The sequence below is a fragment of the Roseateles cavernae genome (assembly GCF_040187885.1).
GTDB classification, from domain to species: domain Bacteria; phylum Pseudomonadota; class Gammaproteobacteria; order Burkholderiales; family Burkholderiaceae_C; genus Roseateles_E; species Roseateles_E cavernae.
Genome location: NZ_JBDPLH010000002.1, coordinates 294590 through 314799 on the forward strand (window position 1 = coordinate 294590; position 20210 = coordinate 314799).

Annotated in this window: 15 protein-coding genes and 1 tRNA gene; 13 read left to right on the plus strand and 3 right to left on the minus strand. The window is 69.3% G+C overall.

All coding sequences use genetic code 11. The features are described 5' to 3' along the window. The first annotated feature begins 26 nt into the window (after nt 1-26). The 4 genes from mutM (at nt 27) to ABGI63_RS08240 (ending at nt 5165) form a co-directional block, all read left to right on the plus strand. Nucleotides 27-869 (plus strand): bifunctional DNA-formamidopyrimidine glycosylase/DNA-(apurinic or apyrimidinic site) lyase, encoded by an 843-nt coding sequence (gene mutM / locus ABGI63_RS08225; RefSeq protein WP_349741982.1) that lies wholly within the window; start codon nt 27-29, stop codon nt 867-869. Beyond that, the gene (gene mutY / locus ABGI63_RS08230; RefSeq protein WP_349741983.1) at nt 854-1885 is read left to right on the plus strand and encodes an A/G-specific adenine glycosylase; all 1032 of its coding nucleotides are present in this window, start codon (nt 854-856) and stop codon (nt 1883-1885) included. Before mutM ends, mutY begins: the two co-directional genes overlap by 16 nt. Before the next feature lie 308 nt (nt 1886-2193). Next, nucleotides 2194-4785 carry a TonB-dependent receptor plug domain-containing protein gene (locus ABGI63_RS08235; RefSeq protein ID WP_349741984.1) on the plus strand — a complete coding sequence of 864 codons (2592 nt, stop codon included), beginning with the start codon at nt 2194-2196 and terminating at the stop codon, nt 4783-4785. 71 nt (nt 4786-4856) lie between these two features. Beyond that, nucleotides 4857-5165 (plus strand): hypothetical protein, encoded by a 309-nt coding sequence (locus ABGI63_RS08240; RefSeq protein ID WP_349741985.1) that lies wholly within the window; start codon nt 4857-4859, stop codon nt 5163-5165. A gap of 4 nt (nt 5166-5169) precedes the next feature. Here the strand turns inward: ABGI63_RS08240 and rapZ are convergent, their stop codons facing one another. The 3 genes from rapZ to ABGI63_RS08255 are packed head-to-tail and all read right to left on the minus strand — an operon-like array spanning nt 5170 to nt 8656. Then, on the minus strand, nt 5170-6066 hold the full coding sequence (gene rapZ, locus ABGI63_RS08245) for an RNase adapter RapZ (protein ID WP_137943759.1): 897 nt from the start codon (nt 6064-6066) through the stop codon (nt 5170-5172). Then, nucleotides 6063-7781 (minus strand): DNA repair protein RecN, encoded by a 1719-nt coding sequence (recN, locus tag ABGI63_RS08250; protein WP_349741986.1) that lies wholly within the window; start codon nt 7779-7781, stop codon nt 6063-6065. Before recN ends, rapZ begins: the two co-directional genes overlap by 4 nt. Beyond that, on the minus strand, nt 7781-8656 hold the full coding sequence (locus tag ABGI63_RS08255; RefSeq protein ID WP_349741987.1) for an NAD kinase: 876 nt from the start codon (nt 8654-8656) through the stop codon (nt 7781-7783). Before ABGI63_RS08255 ends, recN begins: the two co-directional genes overlap by 1 nt. A gap of 69 nt (nt 8657-8725) precedes the next feature. Here ABGI63_RS08255 and hrcA point away from each other — a divergent pair, with 69 nt between their 5' ends. The 9 genes from hrcA (at nt 8726) to ABGI63_RS08300 (ending at nt 20153) form a co-directional block, all read left to right on the plus strand. Then, on the plus strand, nt 8726-9751 hold the full coding sequence (gene hrcA, locus ABGI63_RS08260; RefSeq protein ID WP_349741988.1) for a heat-inducible transcriptional repressor HrcA: 1026 nt from the start codon (nt 8726-8728) through the stop codon (nt 9749-9751). 89 nt (nt 9752-9840) lie between these two features. Beyond that, nucleotides 9841-9917, plus strand: a tRNA-Ile gene (locus tag ABGI63_RS08265). A 253-nt stretch (nt 9918-10170) separates the two neighbouring features. Continuing rightward, entirely contained in the window at nt 10171-10710 is a 540-nt protein-coding gene (locus tag ABGI63_RS08270; protein ID WP_349741989.1) for an RNA polymerase sigma factor, read from the plus strand. Beyond that, nucleotides 10707-11744 (plus strand): FecR family protein, encoded by a 1038-nt coding sequence (locus ABGI63_RS08275; protein WP_349741990.1) that lies wholly within the window; start codon nt 10707-10709, stop codon nt 11742-11744. The genes ABGI63_RS08270 and ABGI63_RS08275 overlap by 4 nt, the downstream gene beginning before the upstream one ends. Nucleotides 11745-11833: 89 nt before the next feature. Further along, nucleotides 11834-14329 (plus strand): TonB-dependent receptor, encoded by a 2496-nt coding sequence (locus ABGI63_RS08280; protein ID WP_349741991.1) that lies wholly within the window; start codon nt 11834-11836, stop codon nt 14327-14329. Nucleotides 14330-14369: 40 nt separating this feature from the next. After that, nucleotides 14370-15746: an MFS transporter gene (locus ABGI63_RS08285; RefSeq protein ID WP_349741992.1), complete on the plus strand. Its 1377-nt coding sequence runs from the start codon at nt 14370-14372 to the stop codon at nt 15744-15746. Further along, a complete protein-coding gene (locus ABGI63_RS08290; RefSeq protein ID WP_349741993.1) occupies nt 15743-17428 on the plus strand; it encodes a serine hydrolase domain-containing protein in 1686 nt (561 codons plus the stop codon). Before ABGI63_RS08285 ends, ABGI63_RS08290 begins: the two co-directional genes overlap by 4 nt. Nucleotides 17429-17442: 14 nt before the next feature. Further along, nucleotides 17443-18912, plus strand: a complete 1470-nt coding sequence (locus ABGI63_RS08295; protein WP_349741994.1) for a M81 family metallopeptidase — start codon at nt 17443-17445, stop codon at nt 18910-18912. Then, on the plus strand, nt 18912-20153 hold the full coding sequence (locus ABGI63_RS08300) for an NAD(P)/FAD-dependent oxidoreductase (RefSeq protein WP_349741996.1): 1242 nt from the start codon (nt 18912-18914) through the stop codon (nt 20151-20153). Before ABGI63_RS08295 ends, ABGI63_RS08300 begins: the two co-directional genes overlap by 1 nt. The last annotated feature ends 57 nt before the right edge of the window (nt 20154-20210 follow it).

The window sequence follows — 20210 nt, forward strand, 5'->3', positions numbered from 1 at the left end:
GCCAGAGGCCACTTATCATCCGCGCCATGCCCGAACTGCCCGAAGTCGAAGTCACCCGCCGCAGCTTTGCCGATGCGATCGCCGGCGCGCGCGTGCAAGGGGTGCGCCTGGGCAAGCCGCTGCGCTGGCCGCTGGGCGTGCCCGAGCAGGCGCTGCTGGGCCGCGAGGTAGGCGTGGTGACACGGCGCGGCAAATACCTGTGGCTGCCGCTGCATGGCGGCGGCGAAGGCGCAGGCTCTCGGGGCGGCGGCCTGCTGTTGCACCTGGGCATGTCGGGCTCGCTGGCCTTCCAGACCCGGCCGGCCGAGCCGGGGCCGCACGACCATTTCGATCTGCGCACCAGCCAGGGCTTGCTGCGACTGAATGACCCGCGGCGCTTTGGCGCCGTGGTCTGGTCCGAATCGCTGGAGCAGGGGCCGGCGGCCAAGCTGCTGGCCGGCCTCGGGCTGGAGCCCTTCGATCCGCGTTTTGACGGCCCGCATCTGAAAGTGGGCCTGTCGGGCCGCCGTGTCGCGGTCAAGCAGGCCCTGCTGGCCGGCGACATCGTCGTCGGCGCCGGCAATATTTACGCCTGCGAGGCCTTGTTCCTGGCCGGCATCGACCCGCGCGCCCAGGCCGGCCGCCTCAGCGGCCCGCGCTGCGCACGACTGGCCGCTGCGGTGCGCCAGGTGCTGGGCGCGGCGCTGGAGGCCGGCGGCACGACCTTGCGCGACTTCAAGGACGCCCACGGCGTGGCCGGCAGCTTCCAGATGCAGGCCCAGGTCTATGGCCGCGAGGGCGAGCCCTGCCGGGTCTGCCGCACGCCGATACGCCGCATCGTCCAGGGCCAGCGTTCGACCTTTTTCTGTCCCTCATGTCAAAAGAAATAGTCCTGCCCGCCGACTTCGCCGCTGTGCTGGTGGCCTGGCAGCGCCAGCACGGCCGCCATGCCTTGCCCTGGCAGAACACCCGTGACCCCTACCGCGTCTGGCTGTCAGAGATCATGCTGCAGCAGACCCAGGTGACGACGGTGCTGGGCTATTACCGGCGCTTTCTCGAACGCTTTCCCAGCGTCGTCGATCTGGCGGGGGCCAGTCTGGACGAGGTGCTGGCGATGTGGGCCGGCCTGGGCTATTACAGCCGCGCACGCAATCTGCATCGCTGCGCGGTGGCCGTAGCTCAGCAGCATGGCGGCCTGTTCCCGGCCAGTGCGGCGCAGTTGCAGGAGCTGCCCGGCATCGGCCGCTCGACCGCTGCGGCGATCGCGGCCTTCTGCTTCGGCGAGCGGGTCGCGATCCTGGACGGCAATGTCAAGCGGGTGCTGAGCCGGCTGCTGGCCTTCGACGGCGATATGGCCAGCAGCGCGCAGGAGAAGCTGCTGTGGCGGCATGCGACGGATCTGCTGCCGACTGCGGCCGCCGATATCGGCGCCTATACCCAAGGCCTGATGGATCTGGGCGCCAGCCTGTGCGCCGCGCGCGCGCCGCAGTGCCTGCTCTGCCCGGTCAGCGAGCTGTGCCGTGGCCGCGCCGAGGGCGAGCCGACGCGCTACCCGGTCAAGACCAGAAAGCTCAAGCGCGGCCGGCGCGAGAACTGGTGGCTGTGGCTGGAGCATGAGGGTCAGGTCTTGCTGCAGCAGCGCCCCGACACCGGCGTCTGGGCCGGCCTGTGGACGCTGCCGATGTTCGACGACGAGCAAGCGATGCTGAGCCAGGCCCGGCTGATCGGCGCCGAGCTGGAGGTGATGCCCAGGGTCGAGCATGCGCTGACGCATTTCGACTGGGTGCTGCATCCGCGCCGCGCCGTGCTCGCCAGCGCGGCCGCTCTTGGCGAGGGCTGCTGGGTAGCGCGCGAGAAGCTGGCCGACTATGCACTGCCGGCGCCGCTGAAGCGGCTGCTGGCTTGAGCTGATCTGCACGCATAAGCAAGCAGGTTTTTCTTGCTTGGCGGGATCAGGGTTAGCCCGTAAATTTCTCTGGCGCCGACAAGAGCGTGCAGTTGAGAACCTACCCACCATGTCCCGCCTTTTCCCCAGCCCCTGTCGGGGCCCCAAGCCAGTCACTCGCTGATCACTCGCCGAGCGGCCTGTTGAGCGGACCCGCCCTGGTCTCGCCCTAGAACTCTTGCGCCCCCAAGCCTGCCCTGGCTACCCGCCACGGCCCGGCCCGTCACGCCCCTACCCGGGCGTTCATCCCGATCAAGGATTTTTCTTCCATGCTGAAACCCTCAGTGTTGGCCGCCGCATTGGCCGCCGCTTTCCTGCCACCCGCCATCGCCGCCAACGAAGCCACCGATGCGGCGGCCCGCCTGGACCGTGTCACCGTGACCGGCTCCAACATCCTGAGCACCCGGCGCGAGGGCGCCAATCCGGTCCAGGTGCTGACGGCCGCCGATATCCAGGCCAGCGGCAAGACCAGCCTGCCCGAGGTCTTGCGCAATATCGCCGCCAACAGCGGCAACAGCTTCAACGAGCAGTTCACCGGCAGCTTCTCGGCCGGCACGGCCGGGCTGTCGCTGCGCGGCCTGGGCCAGCAGAACACCTTGGTGCTGGTGAACGGCCGCCGCGTCGCACCCTATGCGACCGCGCAGAATATGCAGGAGGTGTTCACCGATCTGAACAGCCTGCCGCTGGCCGCCGTGCGCCGCATCGAGCTGCTCAAGGACGGAGCCTCGTCGATCTATGGCTCGGACGCGATCGGTGGCGTGGTCAACATCCTGCTCTACGAGGACTACCAGGGTACCGAGCTTCGCGCCGGCCTGGGCGCGTCGACCGAGGGCACGGGCCAGCGCGAGCGCAGCTTCGAGCTGCGCCATGGCTTCGGCGATCTGGACCGCGACCGCTTCAATATCACGCTGAGCTTCGATGCACTGAAGCGTGACCGCCTGGACCAGGGCGATGTGGCCTGGCTGCGCGACAACGACTTCCGCAGGGAGCCCGGCGGCACCCTGGCCTGGGTCGCGACCAACTATCTGGGCAGCGATCCGGCCCACAAGCTCGGCGGCCTGCAGGGCCCGCTGCAACTGGTCGACCAAGGCGCGATCACGCCCGGCAAGACCGGCACCGTGCTGGCCTACAACCCGGCCCAGTACAAGACACTGATCCCGGGTGTGGAGCGCTATCACGGCAGCGCGCGGGCGAGCTGGCGGCTGAGCGACGAGGTCGAGGCCTATGCCGAGCTGCTGCTGGGCAGCTCGCGCGCCGAGCTGATCTTCGGCCCGCCGCTGTCGGTGTCGAGCAGCCTGCGCGCCTGGAACTCGACCAGCCAGTCGCTGGACACGATCCCGGTGATCCTACCCAAGAACCATCCCAACTACCCGGCCAGCGGCTCGGCGCTGCTGAACGCCACGCTGTTCGACCTGGGCACCAGGACCAAGCAGGACGCGGTGAAGTTCCAGCGCGCACTGGCCGGCGCGCGCGGCGCCAGCGCCGGCTGGGACTGGGATCTGTCGCTGCTGCAGTCCAGCAGCCATCTGGACGAGACGGTGCAGAACTTCGTCAACCGCTACGAATTCGAGCGCGCGCTCAAGAGCGGCAGCTACAACTTCGCCGACCAGAGCAGGAATAGCGAGGCCCAGCGCGCGGCGCTGCGCCTGTCCACCCTGCGTCCGGCCGAGGCCGAGCTCTACAGCATCGATGCGACCGCCTCGACCGAGTTGACCCGGCTGCCGGCCGGCCCGCTGGGTTTTGCCGCCGGCCTGCAGCTGCGCCATGAGCGCATGAATTCGCGCACCTCGGACGCCGTGCTGTCCGGCACCGAGCTGCGCCCGGCGATCAACATCATCAATGGCAGCCGTTCGGTCAGCGCGGCCTTTGCCGAGCTGAATGTGCCGCTGCTGAAGACCCTGAGCCTGAATGTCGCCGCCCGTGCCGACCGCTACAGCGATTTCGGCAGCGCCTTCTCACCCAAGGCCAGCCTGCGCTTCCAGCCGCTGGACAGCCTGCTGCTGCGGGCCAATGTGTCGCGCGGTTTCCGTGCCCCCTCGCTGCCCGAGATCACGCAGAGCAGCGGCGTCAGCTACGGCTCGGTGGTCGACCCGCGCGACCCGGTGTCGCCGACCGTGGCTCGCGGCGTGACCAATCTGACCGCAGCCAATCCCGATCTGAAGCCCGAGCGCTCGCGCAACTACAACCTCGGCATCGTGCTGGCGCCGGACGCGCGCACCAGTCTCAGCCTGGACTACTTCAACATCCGCCAGCAGGACCTGATCGACACCGAGACGGCCGACTTCATCGTCCAGAACGAGCCGCGTCTGCCCGGCCGCATCCAGCGCGACGAGCAGGGCCGCATCGTCAGCCTGACCCGGCAATGGAAGAACCAGGGCGAGCGCGAGGTGGCGGGCTTCGATATCGAGGCCAGCCGCCGCTTCGCGCTGGGCGGCCTGGGCGAGCTCAAGCTCAAGGCCCAGCTGAGCCGGCTGCTGAAGTTCGCGCTGCCGCCGTCCGCGGGCGAGGCAGCGGTCAATGGCGCGGGCAGCAATGAGTTCGGCTCCCTGCCCAAATGGCGCAGCAGCAGCACCGCCGTCTGGGCCTTGGGCGCATGGACGACGGCACTGAGCTGGAACCATGTCGGCGGCTATGCCCAGACCTACCGCCCGACGCCGGCCCATGCCGAGCGGGTCGGCAGCATCGACAGCGTGGATCTGAACATCGACTGGCAGTTCAGCCCCCAGCTGCTCGCGACGCTGACCGTGCAGAACCTGGCCAATGGCAAGCTGCCCTGGGATGCCTCGACCGGCAGCTATGACTACAGCCAGGGCGATCCGCGCGGGCGCTTCGTCGGCGTCAAGGCCAGTTATCGCTTTTAAGGGTTCGAAAGACTCTGAACGGGGCGTGATCGGGCTTATGCTTCGCGCTCCGTACCGCCTGTTCCAAAAACATGAAGCCCCTGGTCAAAAGCGCCGTCGAATCCGCCCTGATCGCCCTGCTGGTGGCGGCTTGCTGTCTCTGGTTCCTGATCTCGGCCGGCAGCTCCGAAGACGATGTCAACGGCGCCAAGATGACCTTGCTGGCCCTGGGTCTGGCGGCCAGCCTGATCGCGCACTGGACCTATATGGCGCTGGCGCTCAAGCGTGATGGCCGGCCGCTGCTGGGCTGGATGGTGGGCATGGTGCTGCTGTTCCCGGTCGTCACCGTCGTCGCCCTGGTGCTGATGTCGGCCCGCGACGAGGAATCGCGGGCCGTCTGAGCGACTACTTGGCGTCCAGCTCGCGGTGGCGCTTCAGCACATGGCCATGGCTGGCGAACTGCCGGGCCAGGGTCTCGACCAGATAGACCGAGCGGTGCTGGCCGCCGGTGCAGCCGATCGCAACGGTTAGATAGCTGCGCTGGTCGGCGGCGAAATTGGGCAGCCACTGGCGCAGAAAGCCGCTGATCTGGCCCAGCATCAGATTGACCTCGGGCTGGGCCTGCAGATAGTCGGCCACCGGCGCATCGCGGCCGGTCAGCGGGCGCAGCTCGCGGTCGTAATAGGGGTTGGGCAGCACCCGCACATCGAAGACGAAATCGGCGTCGCTGGGCACGCCATGCTTGAAGGCGAAGGACTCGAACACCAGGGTCAGTGACTCGCCCTTGACCGAAACCAGATCGCGCACCCAGGCGCGCAGCTGGGCCGCGCGCAAGAGGCTGGTGTCGATCACGGTGGACTCGACCCGCAGCGCGGCCAGCAGCTCGCGCTCCAGCGAGATCGCGTCGAGCAGGGCGCGGTGCGCATCCCCACCATCGCTGCCCGCGTCGCGCTGCCCGCTGCGCAGCGGGTGGGGGCGGCGGGTCTCGGAGAAGCGCCGCACCAGGGTCTCGTCATTGGCGTCCAGAAAGATCGAGCGCACCGCGACGCCTTCGCCGCGCAGCTGCTTGATCAGCGGCAGCAGATGCGGCAGCGAGCCCTCGCTGCGCACATCGACGGCGATCGCGACGCGGCGCTCACCGCGCTGCTTCTCGACCGCCAGGAAAGGGGTCAGCAGCTCGGGCGGCAGATTGTCGACGCAGAAGAAGCCCGCGTCCTCCAGCGCATGCATGGCCACCGACTTGCCGCCACCGGCCATGCCGGTGACCAGCACCACATCGCTTTGCGGAACTGCGCCACTCATGATTTCGTCGTCCTGTTCTTGACATCTTGCTGGCTGCGCGGCGCGCCCGCCGCCGACAGCGCCAGCATCTCCTGCGCATGGGCCAGGCTGGCCGAGGACAGGCGCTCGCCGCCCAGCATGCGGGCGATCTCCTGCACCCGGGTCTCGCCGGCAATGGCCTGCACCTCGCTGGCGGTGGTGCCGGCGCGCAAGGCCTTGGAGACCAGGTAGTGATGGTCGGCGCAGGCGGCCACCTGGGGCAGGTGGGTGACGGCCAGGACCTGGCGCTCGCGGCCCAGCTGCTTCATCAGCCGGCCCACGGTCTCGGCCACCGCGCCGCCGACGCCGGCGTCGATCTCGTCGAAGATCAGCGTGCCCGCGCCGTCCTGCTCAAGCTGGCTGGTCGTCACCGCGATCGCCAGCGCGATGCGTGAGAGCTCGCCGCCCGAGGCCACTTTGGCCAGCGGCCGGGGCGTACTGCCGGCATGGCCGGCCACCATGAATTCAACCGATTCAAGGCCGAAGCTCTGCGGCTGTTCCTGCGCCAGCAAGGCCACCTCGAAGGCGCCGCCGGCCATGCCTAGCTGCTGCATCGCCTGCGTGACGGCGGCAGCCAGCTGGGGCGCGGCCTTGCCGCGTTCCTGGCTGATGCGCCTGGCCTCGCGCTCGAAGGCGCTGCGGGCCGCAGCCAGGCTTTTCTCCAGCGCGGCCAGATCGCTGGCCTCGTCCAGCGCCGCCAGCTCGGCCCGCCACTGCGAGAGCAGGGCCGGCAGCTCGGCCGGTGGGCGGCGGTAGCGCCGCGCCAGGCTCATCCAGGCCGACAGGCGCTCGTCCAGTTCCTGCAGCCGCTCGGGCTCCAGATCGGCGCCGTGCAGATAGGTGGACAGGGTGTGTGCCGCATCGCGCAGCTGGGCCTGCGCGCCCTGCAGGGCCTCGACCGCCGGGGCCAGGCGCTGGCTGTCGTAGTCCAGCACCTGCTGCAGCTTGTCCAGCGCCTGCTCGGTCAGGCTCTCGGCACTCTGTTCGGCCTCGCCGGACCCGCCTTCGATGGCTTCCAGCGCGGCCCGCGCGCCCTCCATCAGCGCGGCGGCGTGCGAGAGGCGCTGGTGCTCGCTATTGAGCTCGTCCCACTCGTCGGCGCCGGGCGAGAGCTTGGCCAGCTCGTCGATCTGCCAGGCCAGGCGTTCGCGCTCGCGGCCCAGCTCGCCCGAGCGGGTCTGTGCGGCCTCCAGCCGTTCGCTGAGCTGTTTCCACTGCCCATAGGCCTGGCCCAGCGGCGTGCTGTCGAGGCCGGCGAAAGCGTCCAGCAGCGCGCGCACCGAGGCCGGACGGGTCAGGCCCTGCCAGGCATGCTGGCCATGGATGTCGAGCAGGCTGTCGGCCGTCTCGCGCAGCTGGGCCACGGTGGCGGCGCTGCCATTGATCCAGGCGCGGCTCTTGCCCTGGGCATCGATGACGCGGCGCAGCAGCAGGCTGTCGCCCTTGTCGAAGCCGGCCTCGTCCAGCCAGCTGTTCAGCCGGGCCGGGCAGTCGAACTCGGCGCTGATCTCGGCCCGGGCCGCGCCTTCGCGCACGACACCGGCATCACCGCGGCTGCCCAGCGCCAGCTGCAAGGCATCGACCAGGATGGATTTGCCGGCGCCGGTTTCGCCGGTCAGCACGGCGAAACCGCCGTCAAACTCCAGCTCCATCGCGGGCACGATGACGAAATCGCGCAGGCTCAGTCGGCGCAACATCAGGACACTCCCTCGTACCAGCGCAGCTTGCGGCGCAAGGTCGCGTAATAACTCCAGCCCTGCGGATGCAGAAAGCAGACCTTGTGGGCCGAGCGCCGCACCGTGATGCGGTCGCCGTGCAGCAGGCTGGCCAGGCTTTGCATATCGAAATTGACGCTGGCATCGCGGCCGGCCACGATCTCCAGCCGCACCTCGCCGGTATCGGGCAGCACAATGGGGCGGTTGGACAAGGCATGCGAGGCAATCGGCACCAGAACCCAGCCGGCGATGCTGGGGTGCAGGATGGGCCCGCCCGAGGACAGCGAGTAGGCGGTCGAGCCGGTGGGCGAGGCGACGATCACGCCGTCGGCCCGCATATTGGCGACGAACTCGTCGCCCACGTCGACCTTGATCTCCACCATGCTGGCCGTCGCGCCCCGGCTGACCACCACATCGTTGAGCGCCAGGCCCGAGAAGATCACCTCGCCATCGCGCCAGACCGCGCCTTCCAGCATCGCGCGCTGCTCCATCTCGAAGTCGCCGGCCAGTATCGGCGCCAGCGCTTCGCGGAATTTCTCCACCGAGATGTCGGTGATGAAGCCCAGCCGGCCCTGGTTGATGCCCACCAGCGGCGTGCCGTAGCGGGCCATCTCGCGGGCAAAGCCCAGCATCGTGCCGTCGCCGCCGACCACGATGGCCAGGTCGCAGCGGGCGCCCATCTCCTCGTTGGACAGGGCTTCGAACTCGGTGATGCCGGTGTTCAGCGCGGTGTCGCGCTCCAGCGAGACATCCAGCCCCAGGCCGGTCACGAAGTCGGCAATTTCCTCGAGTACCGGGCGTATACCCCGGGCCTGATGCTTGCCGACGATCGCGACATGTTGAAAACGCTTGGCCATGCGCAGAATTACACCACAGCGATGTGAACACCCGCTGACTCGGGCGCGGTAGTCCGTACAATGAAAACCATGCTCGACGAGCGCTCCAAATCACTGCTGAAAACCCTGGTCGAACGCTATATCGCGGACGGCCAGCCCGTCGGTTCGCGCACGCTGTCCAAGGCCTCCGGTCTGGAACTGAGCCCGGCGACGATACGCAATGTGATGGCCGACCTGGAGGAGCTGGGTCTGATCGCCAGCCCCCACACCAGCGCCGGCCGCATCCCGACCGCGCGCGGCTACCGGCTGTTCGTCGACACCATGTTGACGGCCCAGCCCGCCTCCATCGTCGGCGCCGACCTGCGGCCTATCGAAACCCCGCAGCTGCAGCCCGACCAGCCGCAGCGCGTGATCGCCAGCGCGGCCCAGCTGCTGTCCAATCTGTCCAGCTTTGTCGGCGTCGTCACCGCGCCGCGCAAGCCCAGCGTGTTCCATCACATCGAGTTCCTGCGCCTGGGCGAACGCCGGGTGCTGGTCATCATGGTCTCGCCCGACGGCGATGTGCAGAACCGCGTGATCTTCACCACGCAAGACCTGACCCAGCCCGAGCTGGCCGAGGCCAGCAACCGGCTCAATGCCCACTACGCCGGCCTGAGCCTGGAGGCGGTGCGCGAGCGGCTCAAGAGCGAGGTCGACGCGCTGCGCGGCGAGATCGGCCGGCTGATGAGCGCGGCCGTGCAGGTCGGCACCGAGGCGCTCGAGCACCAGGAAGAGCGGGTCGTGATCTCCGGCGAGCGCAATCTGCTGACGATGCAGGACTTCAGCAACGATATGGGCAGCCTGCGCCGCCTGTTCGATGTGTTCGAGCAGAAGACCCAGCTGATGCGCCTGCTCGATGTCTCGAGCCGCGCCGAGGGCGTGCGCATCTATATAGGCGGCGAGAGCCAGGTCGTGCCCTTCGAGGAGCTGTCCATCGTCTCCGCTCCCTACGAGGTCGATGGCCAGGTGGTCGGCACCCTCGGCGTGATCGGCCCGACCCGCATGGCCTATGACCGCATGATCCAGATCGTCGACATCACTTCGCGGATGGTGACGAACGCGCTGTCGCAGAAGTAAACAAACAGGCCGCGCAGCGCATCGGGCAGAGGCCGCGACCGCGCCTATACAATGCGCGGCTTCCGGTGCAAGGCCGGTACTCCCCCAGGGGGCCGTTAGCTCAGTTGGTTAGAGCAGAGGACTCATAATCCTTTGGTCGCAGGTTCAAGTCCTGCACGGCCTACCAAAAATCATGTTTGCGAATCAAGGGCTTGCGTACGCAGGCCCTTGCTGTTTCCAGCCCGGACAGCGTCTTGGGATATGTTCGGGGCAAGTAAACGGTGCTGCCCAAGCCTCAGACATCAGCGCCGGCTGCAGGTCCTGGTCACCGCGCTGCCGGCCGGCGAGTCGGTCTGGTCGCCGCATGGCAGGGTTTGTCCTATGAGGGAGGGGAGCTTGTCGCGAGTTATCCATGGGTACCCAGCAGCCCCTGAGTCCGCATGAACTTGCTCGAGATCTACCACCGCCGCAGCAAGGCACTGGAGCGTTATGTCCGGCGCCTGCTGGGCAATGGGGCGGACGCGGCCGATGTCTCCCAGGAAGCCTTTCTGCGCGTCTACGCCGCCGAGCTGGGCGGGCAGACGCCGGTCAGCGAGGCGCTGCTCTACACGGTGGCGCGCAATCTGGCGCTCAGCGAACTGCGCAAGCGGACAACCCGAGCCACCGACGCGATTGCCGATATGGACGCGCTCGGCGCGATCGCGCCCGGCGCCAATCCCGAGGCCCAGATGGAGGAGCGCCAGTTGATCGAGGCCGTGGAGCTGGCGATGCAGCGCATGGCACCCAAATGCCTGGAGGCCTTCCAGCTGCGCAAGCTGGAGAACCTGTCGCATGCCGAAATAGGCGCACGCATGAGCATTTCCAACAAGACCGTGGAGCGGCACATCACGCGCGCGCTGCAGCTCTGCCACGAAGCCCTGGCCGAGCACGAGGCGGGCGGGCGACGTCCGGCGGTTCGTGTGGGAGGGCAGCAGCCATGACGCGCAATGTGATGAATTTCGAGCGCACGCCGCAGGCCGAAGAGCAGGCGCGCTCATGGGTCGTGCGCATAGACGCGAGCCCGCTCGGTGCCGAGGAGCGCCAGCAACTGCATGAGTGGCTGGCAGAAGATCCCAATCACCCGCGCCTCCTGGACGAGCATGCGCTGCTGTGGGCGACGGCCAGCCGGGCCAGGTTCCCGACCCTGGAGTCGGCGGCCGCCCGTATTGCCGCGCCCAGCTTCGTTGGTTCGCGGCCGCGCTGGGCCTGGGTGTTTGGCGCGCTGGGGGGGCTGGGCAGTGTGGCCTTGGCGAGCCTGCTGTGGCTGAACAGCCCCTGGTCGCCGTCCGTGGAAGATGGCCGCTCGATGGCTGCGACCTACAAAACCGCCGTCGGCCAGCCTCGCCCGGTGCCGCTGCCCGATGGCTCGCGCACCGAGCTCAATGCCGCCTCCACCCTGCGTGTCGCCTACAGCCCCGAGCGTCGTCGCGTCGTGCTGGAACGCGGCGAGGGCCTGTTCGAGGTGGCCAAGGACCGCAGCCGCCCCTTCGAGGTCGTCGCGGGCGACACCGTCGTGCGCGCGGTGGGCACGCGCTTCCTGGTGCAACGCCATGCCAATGGCAGCGCCGAGATCACCGTCTACGAGGGGGTGGTCGAGGTGACGCGGGCGGCTGCCGTGGCGGCGCGCAGTGGTGCACAGCCGCTGCGGCTGGGCGTCGGGCAAGTGGCGGTGAGCGCGGAGCGGCATGTGCTGCTCGCGCAGGCCGAACCTCAGGCGATGGGGCGCAAGCTCGCCTGGCAGCAGGGCCGCCTCGAATTCGATCGCACGCCGCTCGCCGAGGCCCTGGAGGAGGTCAACCGCTACAGCCTGGTGCCCATCCGGCTCGGCGATGCCACGCTGCGCGAGACGCAGGTCTCGGGCTCCTTCTCGACCCAGGACATCCCGGTCTTTCTGCGCAGCCTTGAGCAGGGCTTCGGCCTGCGCGCGGAACGCTCGGCCGACAGCTGGGTGCTGAGCCGCGCTGAATCGCGCTGATGCTCGCGAGCCCGGGTTTGCCCTCGTGGGGGAAGGCTCCCCTGGCGCGTTGATACCAGCATCGACAACCCAGCGGCCCGAGGCTGCACATGCTGGAGATTCAATTGCCTAGCCCTTCGCATCTGCTCCGCCCCGTCACCCTCGCGGTCGCGCTGACGCTCGCCAGCCTGGGCACGCTCGCCCAGGTCATGCCCGCACCGGCGCCGGCCGCACAGCCGCTGTCATTGGACATTCCCGCGCTGCCCGCGCCCGAGGCGCTGCAGCGCCTGATCGGGTTCACGCAGCTGCAACTGATCTATGCACCGGACCTGCTGCGCGGCATCACGACGCGGCCCATCAAGGGCATCTTCACGCCGAAAGAGGCTCTGGCACGGATGCTGGAAGGCACGGGCCTGAGGTCCATAGAGACGGGGCCGAATGCCGCCACGATTCGCCCATCCAGCCCGGCTCCCGAGCGGGCGGGCGCGGCCGACGCGGTGCAGGCGCTGGACTCGGTGGTGGTCAGCGCGACGCGGCGTCGCGAGCCGGTGCGCGACGTGCCGATGCAGGTGAACATCCTCGGCGGCGAGCAGCTCAACCGCAAGGGCGCAAAGAGCCTGCAGGACTACCTGGCCAACGAGGCGGGTGCCGATGTCAAGAGCACCGGCGGGGCGGGCCTGGGGGGCTTGAGCCTGCGCGGCGTCAGCACGGGCAATCAGACCATCGCGACGGTCGGCGTGTATGTGGACGAGGTGGCCTTCGGCTCCAGCACGGCCTTCGCCGGCGGCGCGCAGATGTCGCTCGACATGGCCATGCTGGACCTCCACCACATCGAGCTGCTGCGCGGGCCGCAGGGCACGCTGTACGGCGCCGGCGCGATGGGCGGGCTGCTGAAGTATGTGACCAACGAGCCCGACACCTACGAGCTCTCGGGCAAGCTCAGCCTGGGCGCCTCGACGACCAGGGGTGGCGAGGTCGGCCATACCGTCGGCGCGGTGGTCAACGTGCCGCTGAAGGAGGACGTGGCCGGTCTGCGCCTGTCGGTCTTTCGCGACCGTGCCGGCGGCAGCGTCGATGCGGTGGGCGGAATCCAGCGCAGCAATATCGACGGCGGCGACACCACCGGCGCGCGCGCCTCGCTGCTGATCACGCCGAGCAGCCGCGTCAAGCTGCGCTTCACCGCCACCACGCAGAAGATCGAGCGTGGCGGCCCCGACTTCGTCGACTACGACCCCGCCACCGGGCGGCCGGCCAAGGGCGATATGAAGCGTACCGAGTCTGCGGCCGAGCCCTATCGCATCAAGATCGATCTGCTCTCGGCCGATCTGGAGTACGACTTCGGCTGGGCCCGCTTCAATTCCATCACCTCGCGACAAAAGCTGGGTTCCAGCATCACGCTCGACCTGAGCTCGGCCTATGTGCCCCTGCTCGCCGGCTTCGGCATGAACCTCGGCAGCACGCCGGCCACCATCACACCGGGCGTCGACAAGACCACGCAGGAATTTCGCCTGACCTCCCGCTCCGACCGGCGCTTCGAGTGGCTGGCCGGCCTGTACTACGACTACGAGGAAAGCAACAACCGGCAACGTGTGAGCAGTACCCTGGCCGACGGCTCGCCCGGCCCGGGACTGCTCACGGTCGCCTTGCCGGCCGACTACCGTGAGCTGGCGCTCTACGGTGATCTGACCTGGAAGTTCGAGAGCGGCCTGTCGCTGACCGGCGGGCTGCGGGTGGCCCGCAACAGGCAGCACTATGGCCAGCAGATCGAAGGCCCGCTGGGCGGCGGCGTGCCGGCGATGAGCGGTGACTCCAAGGACAGCAGCACGACCTGGCTGCTGACGGCGGGCTATGCGCTGAACCCGCTCAGCTCGGTCTATGTCCGCGCCGCTTCCGGCTATCGCCCCGGTGGTCCGAATGCCGTGCTCTATGACCTCACGAGCGGGCTGCCGACCGCACCGCCGACCTTCAAGCCGGACGGCCTGACCAGCGTCGAGGCCGGCTACAAGGCCGATCTGCTCGACAAGCGGCTGTCGGTCGAGGCCTCGGTGTTCGACATCCGCTGGCGCGATCTGCAGCAGCTGATGCCGGTCAACGGCCTGTCGGTGATCGTCAATGCCGGGGCCGCCCATGTGAAGGGCGCCGAGCTGGTGCTCAGCTACCGCCCCGACGAGCAATGGACCCTGGCGGCCAATGCCGCCGCGCTGGACGCGGTGCTCAGCGAGGATGCGGCCGGTCTCGGTGGGTCCAAGGGAGATCGCCTGCCCAGCAGCGCCCGCTTCTCCGCCGGCCTCAGCGCCAGCTATGCCTTTGTGCTGGCCGGTCATCCCAGCTATCTGGGCCTGACCCATCGCTATGTCGGCCAGCGCAACAGCGGCTTCGAGGGCAGCACGGGCTTGCCGCTGTACCGTCTGCCGTCCTATTCGATGACCGATCTGCAGGCCGGCATCGACTTCAAGCGCTTCAGCCTCGCGCTGTTCGCACGCAATCTGTTCGACAAGCGCGCCCAGCTGGCGTCGCAAAGCACCGTGCAGGCCCTGGGCGGCCCGGCCTGGGTGTCGGTGGCGAGACCGCGCACCCTCGGCGCGACGCTGACCCTGCCTTTCTGATCCCCCCGGGCTTCGGCCCTCCTTGATCGGGCTCACATCCATGAAAACCTCTGCTATGCCTGTGCATGGCCTGGCCGCGCCTTCGCCTGGCGCCGTCGCCGACCCACGCACCGGCCTCTCTGCCGCGTATGGCGTGCTGATCCTGATCGTCGCGACGGTGTTCGCCGCGATCGACCGGCAGATCCTGGTGCTGCTGGCCGAGCCGATGCGGGCCTCGCTGGGCCTGTCGGACACCAAGCTCGGGCTGCTGCAAGGCGTGGCCATCACCCTGTTCGCCGGCCTGGCGGCCGTGCCTATCGGCTGGCTGGCCGACCGCTTCGGGCGTCGCAGCCTGCTCGCCCTCAGCGTGCTGGTCTGGGCCACGGCCACTGCGGCCTGCGGGCTGGCCGGCGACTTCCAGGCGCTATTCCTGGCCGCCATCGGGCTGGGCATCGGCGAGGCCGGCCTGGCCCCCATCATCTACGGCCTGATCCCCGACGTCGTGCCGGAGCGTCGCCGCGCGCTGGCCAACGGCATCTACGCGCTGGCCGCCATTCTCGGCACCGGCCTGGGCTTGACGCTCAGCGGTGGCCTGATGCACGGCTTGGACGATCTGCGCCCGCTGCTGCCGGCGGCCCTGCAGGGCCTGGAATCCTGGCGACTGGCCTTTCTGGCGGTGGCCGCACCGGGCCCGCTGGTGGCGCTGGCCGTGCTGCTGATACGCGTGCGCCGCACGCCGGCGGTCGTACCGGGGCAGGACGCGGCACCGGCCGCGAGCGTGCGGGCCTATCTGAACGGCCAATCGCTGACGGCCCTGGGCGTGTTCGGCAGCGCCGGCCTGGCCGCACTGGGCCTGGCGGCGGTCGGCAACTGGGTGCCGGTGATCGCCGCGCGCAGCTTTGGCGCCTCGGCGGCCGAGGTCGGCCAAGGCATAGGCGGGGCCTATCTGCTGGGCACGCTGGCCGGCGCGGCGGCCGGCGCGGTGGCGGTGAAGCGGCTGCGCCGGCGCCTCGGCGTGGCCACGCCGGTCCGTGTGATCGCGCTGGGCATGGGCATCGCGGCCTTGGGCTCGGGCCTGCTGCTGTTCACCGACAGCGTGCTGCAGATCTATCTGCTGTTTGGCGTGCAGGTGGCCGCGCTGATTGCCGGCAGCGTGCTGGCGCCGACCATGCTGCAAGACATGACCCCGGCCCCGCTGCGCTCGCGTGTCATCGCCCTGGGCACCGTGGTCTCGGTCGGCCTGTCGGCCCTGAGTCCGGTGCTGGTGGGCCTGTTGTCCGATGCCTTGCAACCCGAGCCGAGAGGCTTGCTGATTTCCGTGGCGCTGGTCTGCACCGTCGCCATGGGCCTGGGCGCGGTGCTGATGCACTGCGTCGAAGCGGCCTTCGTCCGCACCGTCACCACTTTCCATCCCGAACTGAACCGGAGTCACTCATGAGCGAAGCAACAAGCAGTCCCAAGACCGAAGAGCCCAAGAAGACCGGCGTGGCCGCCTTGGACGATTTGTTCCAGGGCGTCAATCGCAGCGATGCGCCGGGCCTGGTGGTGGGTGTGGCCCAGCAGGGCAAGACGGTCTACCGGCGCGGCTTCGGCCTGGCCAGCGTGGAGCTGGGCGTGGCCAACACCGCCTGGACCCGCATGCGCATCGGCTCCACCAGCAAGCACTTCACCTGCCTGGCCGTGCTGCTGCTGGCCGAGGACGGCAAGCTCGATGTGGATGCCAGCGTGCGCCGCTATATCCCCGAACTGCCGCTGCTGGAAGGCGAGCCGACGCTGCGCCAGCTGATGACGCACACCGGGGGCTACCGCTGCTATCTGGATGTCGGTTTCCTGTCCGACGGCATGGCCATCAAGCCCAAGGGCGTGGCCCTGGCCACCCAGGTGCGCCAGGCCGGCATCAACTTCCGGCCCGGCGAAAAGATGATGTATTGCAACGGCGGCTACCACCTGCTGTCGGTGGTGATCGACCGTGTCAGCGGCATGCCTTTCGAGCAGTTTCTGCAGCAGCGCATCTTCGCGCCGCTGGCGATGCTGGACACCGTCTCGGCACCCAGCGATCTCGAGATCCACCGCGGCATGGCCACGCTGCATGTGGCCACGCCCGAAGGGGGCTGGCGCCGCGGCATCTTCCCGACGGAGGAGGTGCGGGGCGAGGGCGCGATGATCTCCACGCTGGACGATATGCTGGTCTGGCTGGCCCATCTGCGTGCGGCCGAGAAGAAGGTGGGCAATGCCGACAGCTGGCGCCAGATGCTGCAGACCACCAGGCTCAACAACGGCACGGTCAACCCCTATGCGCTGGGCCTGATGCGGCACGACTACCGCGGCCTCGAGGTGATCCACCATGCCGGGGGCGTGATCGGTGGTACCTGCCAGATGCTGACCGTGCCCAGCCAGGCGCTGGACATCGTCATCATCACCAATGGCGCGCAGGTCAACGCGGTCGAGCTGGCCAACAAGATCATCGACACGATGGCCGGCGAGGCGCTGGTGGCCGCGCCGCCGGCCAAGGCGGCGGCCGAGCGCTTCAAGCCCATGCTGGGCACGCGCTACCACTCGCCCACCTCGGGCCTGGTGTTCGGCTTCGAGGAGGCGCCGGAGGGACGGCTGGGTCTGGCCTTCCTGAACGGCCCGCCGTTGGCGCTGAAGGAGCAGGGTCAGACCTTGATGCTGGGCTTCGAGGACATGGCGATGGGTCCGCTGGCGCTGCAAACCACTGATCTGGCCGGTGCCGGCGTCGAGCCGCCTGCCGCGCTGGCCCTCAGTGAAGCGGGCAATACCGAGCGCTTCGAACGCCTGCCGGCCACGCCGCCGGCGCTGGCCGAGGCGGGCGCGTCCCTGGTGGGCCGCTACCGCGCGCCGGACCTGGACGCCGAGGCCCGCATCGTCTTCGACGCCGAGGGCAAGACGCTGCGGCTGGAGGTCTTCGGCGCCTATGGCACCAATGTGATGGCACTGAGCGCCTGGTCCGCCGAGGTGTTCGGCTGGCATGTCGCGGACACCCACCTGCCGCTGCGCGGCGCCTTGAGCATCGAACGGGGGGCCGGTGGCGCGGTCGAGGCCTTCCGGGTCGACACCCCGCGCACCCGCCAGATGCGCTTCGAGCGCCTGGCCAAATGACCCAAGGGATCCCCATGAAATTCTTTGTTGCCCAGCTCGCCACCGAGACCAACACTTTTGCTGCTGCGCCGACGGGCCGCGGCGGCTTCGAGGAGTACGGCATCTACCGCGGCGATGCCAGCACGCGTGTGCCCGAGGCCTCGGGCGCCTTCCTGCGCTTCATGCGCGACATGCTGGAAGGCGAGGGCCACCAGATGGTCGAAGGCCTGTGCGCCTTCGCCCAGCCGGCCGGCCGCACGGTGCGCAGCGTCTACGAGGACCTGCGCGATCAGATCCTGGCGGACCTGCGCGCGGCCCTGCCGGTCGACGCGGTGCAGCTGGCCCTGCATGGCGCGATGGCGGCCGATGGCTATGACGATTGCGAGGGCGACCTGATGGCGCGGGTGCGCGAGATCATCGGCCCCGACGTGCCTTTCGGCGTGGAGCTGGACCTGCACTGCCATTTCACTGAGCTGATGCGCAGCTCGGCCGACGTCATCATTGCCTTCAAGGAGTATCCGCACATCGACGGCGAGCTGCGCGCCCGCGAGCTCTACGCCATCCTGCGCGACACGGCGGCCGGCACGCTGCGGCCGCGCACCGCGGTGTTCGACTGCCGCATGGTGGGCTTGTGGCACACGACGCGCGAGCCGATGATGGGCTTCGTCAAGCGCATGCAGTCCTTCGAGGGCCGCGACGGCGTGCTCTCGGTCTCGCTGGGCCATGGCTTTCCCTGGGGCGATGTGCCGGAGTCGGGCGCCAAGCTCTGGGTCGTCACCGACAACGACCTGCCCAAGGCGGCCGCCCTGGCCGAGCAGCTGGGCCGCGAGTTCTGGGAATTGCGCGAGCAGACCGGCGGCAACCATCTGCCGCTGGATGCGGCGCTGGACCAGGCGCTGGCCGTCTTGGCGCAGCAGGGCGGGCCGGTGGTGCTGGGCGATGTGGCCGACAACCCCGGCGGTGGCGCGCCCGGCGACTCGACCTTCATCCTGCGCCGGCTGATCGAGCGCGGCATCGGCAATGTGGTGCTGGGGGCCTTCTGGGACCTCGGTGCGATCCAGCTCTGCAAGGACGCCGGCGTCGGCGCCAGCCTCGCGCTGCGCGTCGGCGGCAAGGTGGGGCCCAGCTCGGGCGAGCCGGTGGACCTGCCGGTGCGGGTGCGCGCCGTCATTGAGGGCCACTCGCAGGGCGGCCTCGGCATGGGGCGGGCCCCGCTGGGCACGGCCGTCTGGGTCGAGGCGGCCAACAATGTCCATCTGCTGCTGGCCTCGGTGCGCAGCCAGGTCTTCGCCACCGATGCCTTCACCGGCCTGGGTCTCAGCCTGGCCGACAAGCAGCTGGTCATCGTGAAATCGACGCAGCACTTCCACGCCGACTTCGCGCCGATCGCCAAGGCGGTGATCTATGTCGCCACGCCCGGCGCCATCACGCCGGACTTCGCCGCCATCCCCTACCAGCACCGCGATCTGAACTACTGGCCGCGGGTGAGCCAGCCGCATTCGTGATGGCACAGCAGATTCTGGTACTCGGTGCCGGCATGGTCGGCACCTGCAGCGCGCTGGAGCTGCAGCTGCGCGGGCATCAGGTCACGCTGCTGGATCGGCGCTCGCCCGGGCAGGAGGCGTCCTATGGCAACGCCGGCGTGATCCAGCGCGAGGCGGTGGAGCCCTATGCGATGCCGCGCGACTGGCGGACCCTGCTGGACGTGGCCTTGCGGCGCGGGCTGGATGTGAACTACCACCTGGGCGGCCTGCTGTGCGCCTGGCCGCAGCTGCTGCGCTACTGGCAGGCCTCGGCACCGGCCCGGCACCGTGTCATCGGCCGCGAATATGCCGGCCTGATCGCCCACTGCACCGACGAGCACGCCCGCCTGATGGCCCTGGCCGGCGCCGACGACCTGCTGCGGCGCGAGGGCCTGCGCCTGCTGTACCGCAGCGAGCAGGCCTTCGACCGGGCCCTGCTCGATTCGCAGCGCCTGGCGCAAGACCATGGCATCCGCTTTGCGCCGCTGGATGGGCAGGCCCTGGCCGCGGCGGAGCCGGCCTTGCGCGTCCCGCTGGCCGGTGCCGTGCATTGGTTGGAGTCCTGGAGCGTCAGCGACCCCGGCGCCCTGGTCGAGCGCTATGCGAACCTGTTCCTGCGGCGTGGCGGGCGCATCGTGCGGGGCGATGCCGACAGCCTGGTTCCGAGCGCTGCGGGCTGGTCGGTCCAGACCAGCGAAGGCCTTGCGCAAGCCGGGCAGGCCGTGCTGGCCCTGGGGGCCTGGATGGGCCCCCAGGCACGACGGCTGGGCTACCGCTGGCCGCTCTTCGTCAAGCGCGGCTACCACCGCCACTATGTCGGCGGCGCCACGGTGCAGGTGCCGACGCTCGACGCCGAGCGCGGCTATGTGCTGGCGCCGCAGCGGCAGGGCCTGCGCCTCACCAGCGGCGCCGAGATCGCGCGCCAGCATGCGCCGCCGACGCCACGCCAGCTCGACGGCGCGGAAGCCGAGGCCCGCCAGTTGCTGGACCTGGGCCAGGCGGTGGAGCAGGAGGCCTGGATGGGCAGCCGGCCCTGCTGCGCCGATATGAAACCCCTCATCGGCGCGGCACCTCGGCACCGCGGGCTCTGGGTCAACTGCGGCCATGGCCACCAGGGCTTCACGCTGGGCCCGGCCAGCGCCAGGCTGCTGGCCGACCTGATGGAGGGAGCCACGCCCTACACAGGCGCCGAGGCCTTTTCGCCAAGGAGGTTTGGCTCCTAGGCAGAGGATGGTTCCGACACCGGTCGGACTCATCACATAGAGGCCTGGGTCATCGGC

What these genes read in the sequence shown, in the direction of transcription:
- recN (WP_349741986.1), bottom strand. Translation starts at nt 7,781, where the DNA reads ATGTTGCGCCGACTGAGCCTGCGCGATTTCGTCATCGTGCCCGCGATG.
- ABGI63_RS08235 (WP_349741984.1), top strand. Translation starts at nt 2,194, where the DNA reads ATGCTGAAACCCTCAGTGTTGGCCGCCGCATTGGCCGCCGCTTTCCTG.
- ABGI63_RS08275 (WP_349741990.1), top strand. Translation starts at nt 10,707, where the DNA reads ATGACGCGCAATGTGATGAATTTCGAGCGCACGCCGCAGGCCGAAGAG.
- rapZ (WP_137943759.1), bottom strand. Translation starts at nt 6,066, where the DNA reads ATGAGTGGCGCAGTTCCGCAAAGCGATGTGGTGCTGGTCACCGGCATG.
- ABGI63_RS08240 (WP_349741985.1), top strand. Translation starts at nt 4,857, where the DNA reads ATGAAGCCCCTGGTCAAAAGCGCCGTCGAATCCGCCCTGATCGCCCTG.
- ABGI63_RS08300 (WP_349741996.1), top strand. Translation starts at nt 18,912, where the DNA reads ATGGCACAGCAGATTCTGGTACTCGGTGCCGGCATGGTCGGCACCTGC.
- mutY (WP_349741983.1), top strand. Translation starts at nt 854, where the DNA reads ATGTCAAAAGAAATAGTCCTGCCCGCCGACTTCGCCGCTGTGCTGGTG.
- hrcA (WP_349741988.1), top strand. Translation starts at nt 8,726, where the DNA reads ATGCTCGACGAGCGCTCCAAATCACTGCTGAAAACCCTGGTCGAACGC.
- ABGI63_RS08285 (WP_349741992.1), top strand. Translation starts at nt 14,370, where the DNA reads ATGAAAACCTCTGCTATGCCTGTGCATGGCCTGGCCGCGCCTTCGCCT.
- ABGI63_RS08255 (WP_349741987.1), bottom strand. Translation starts at nt 8,656, where the DNA reads ATGGCCAAGCGTTTTCAACATGTCGCGATCGTCGGCAAGCATCAGGCC.
- ABGI63_RS08290 (WP_349741993.1), top strand. Translation starts at nt 15,743, where the DNA reads ATGAGCGAAGCAACAAGCAGTCCCAAGACCGAAGAGCCCAAGAAGACC.
- ABGI63_RS08280 (WP_349741991.1), top strand. Translation starts at nt 11,834, where the DNA reads ATGCTGGAGATTCAATTGCCTAGCCCTTCGCATCTGCTCCGCCCCGTC.
- ABGI63_RS08295 (WP_349741994.1), top strand. Translation starts at nt 17,443, where the DNA reads ATGAAATTCTTTGTTGCCCAGCTCGCCACCGAGACCAACACTTTTGCT.
- mutM (WP_349741982.1), top strand. Translation starts at nt 27, where the DNA reads ATGCCCGAACTGCCCGAAGTCGAAGTCACCCGCCGCAGCTTTGCCGAT.
- ABGI63_RS08270 (WP_349741989.1), top strand. Translation starts at nt 10,171, where the DNA reads ATGAACTTGCTCGAGATCTACCACCGCCGCAGCAAGGCACTGGAGCGT.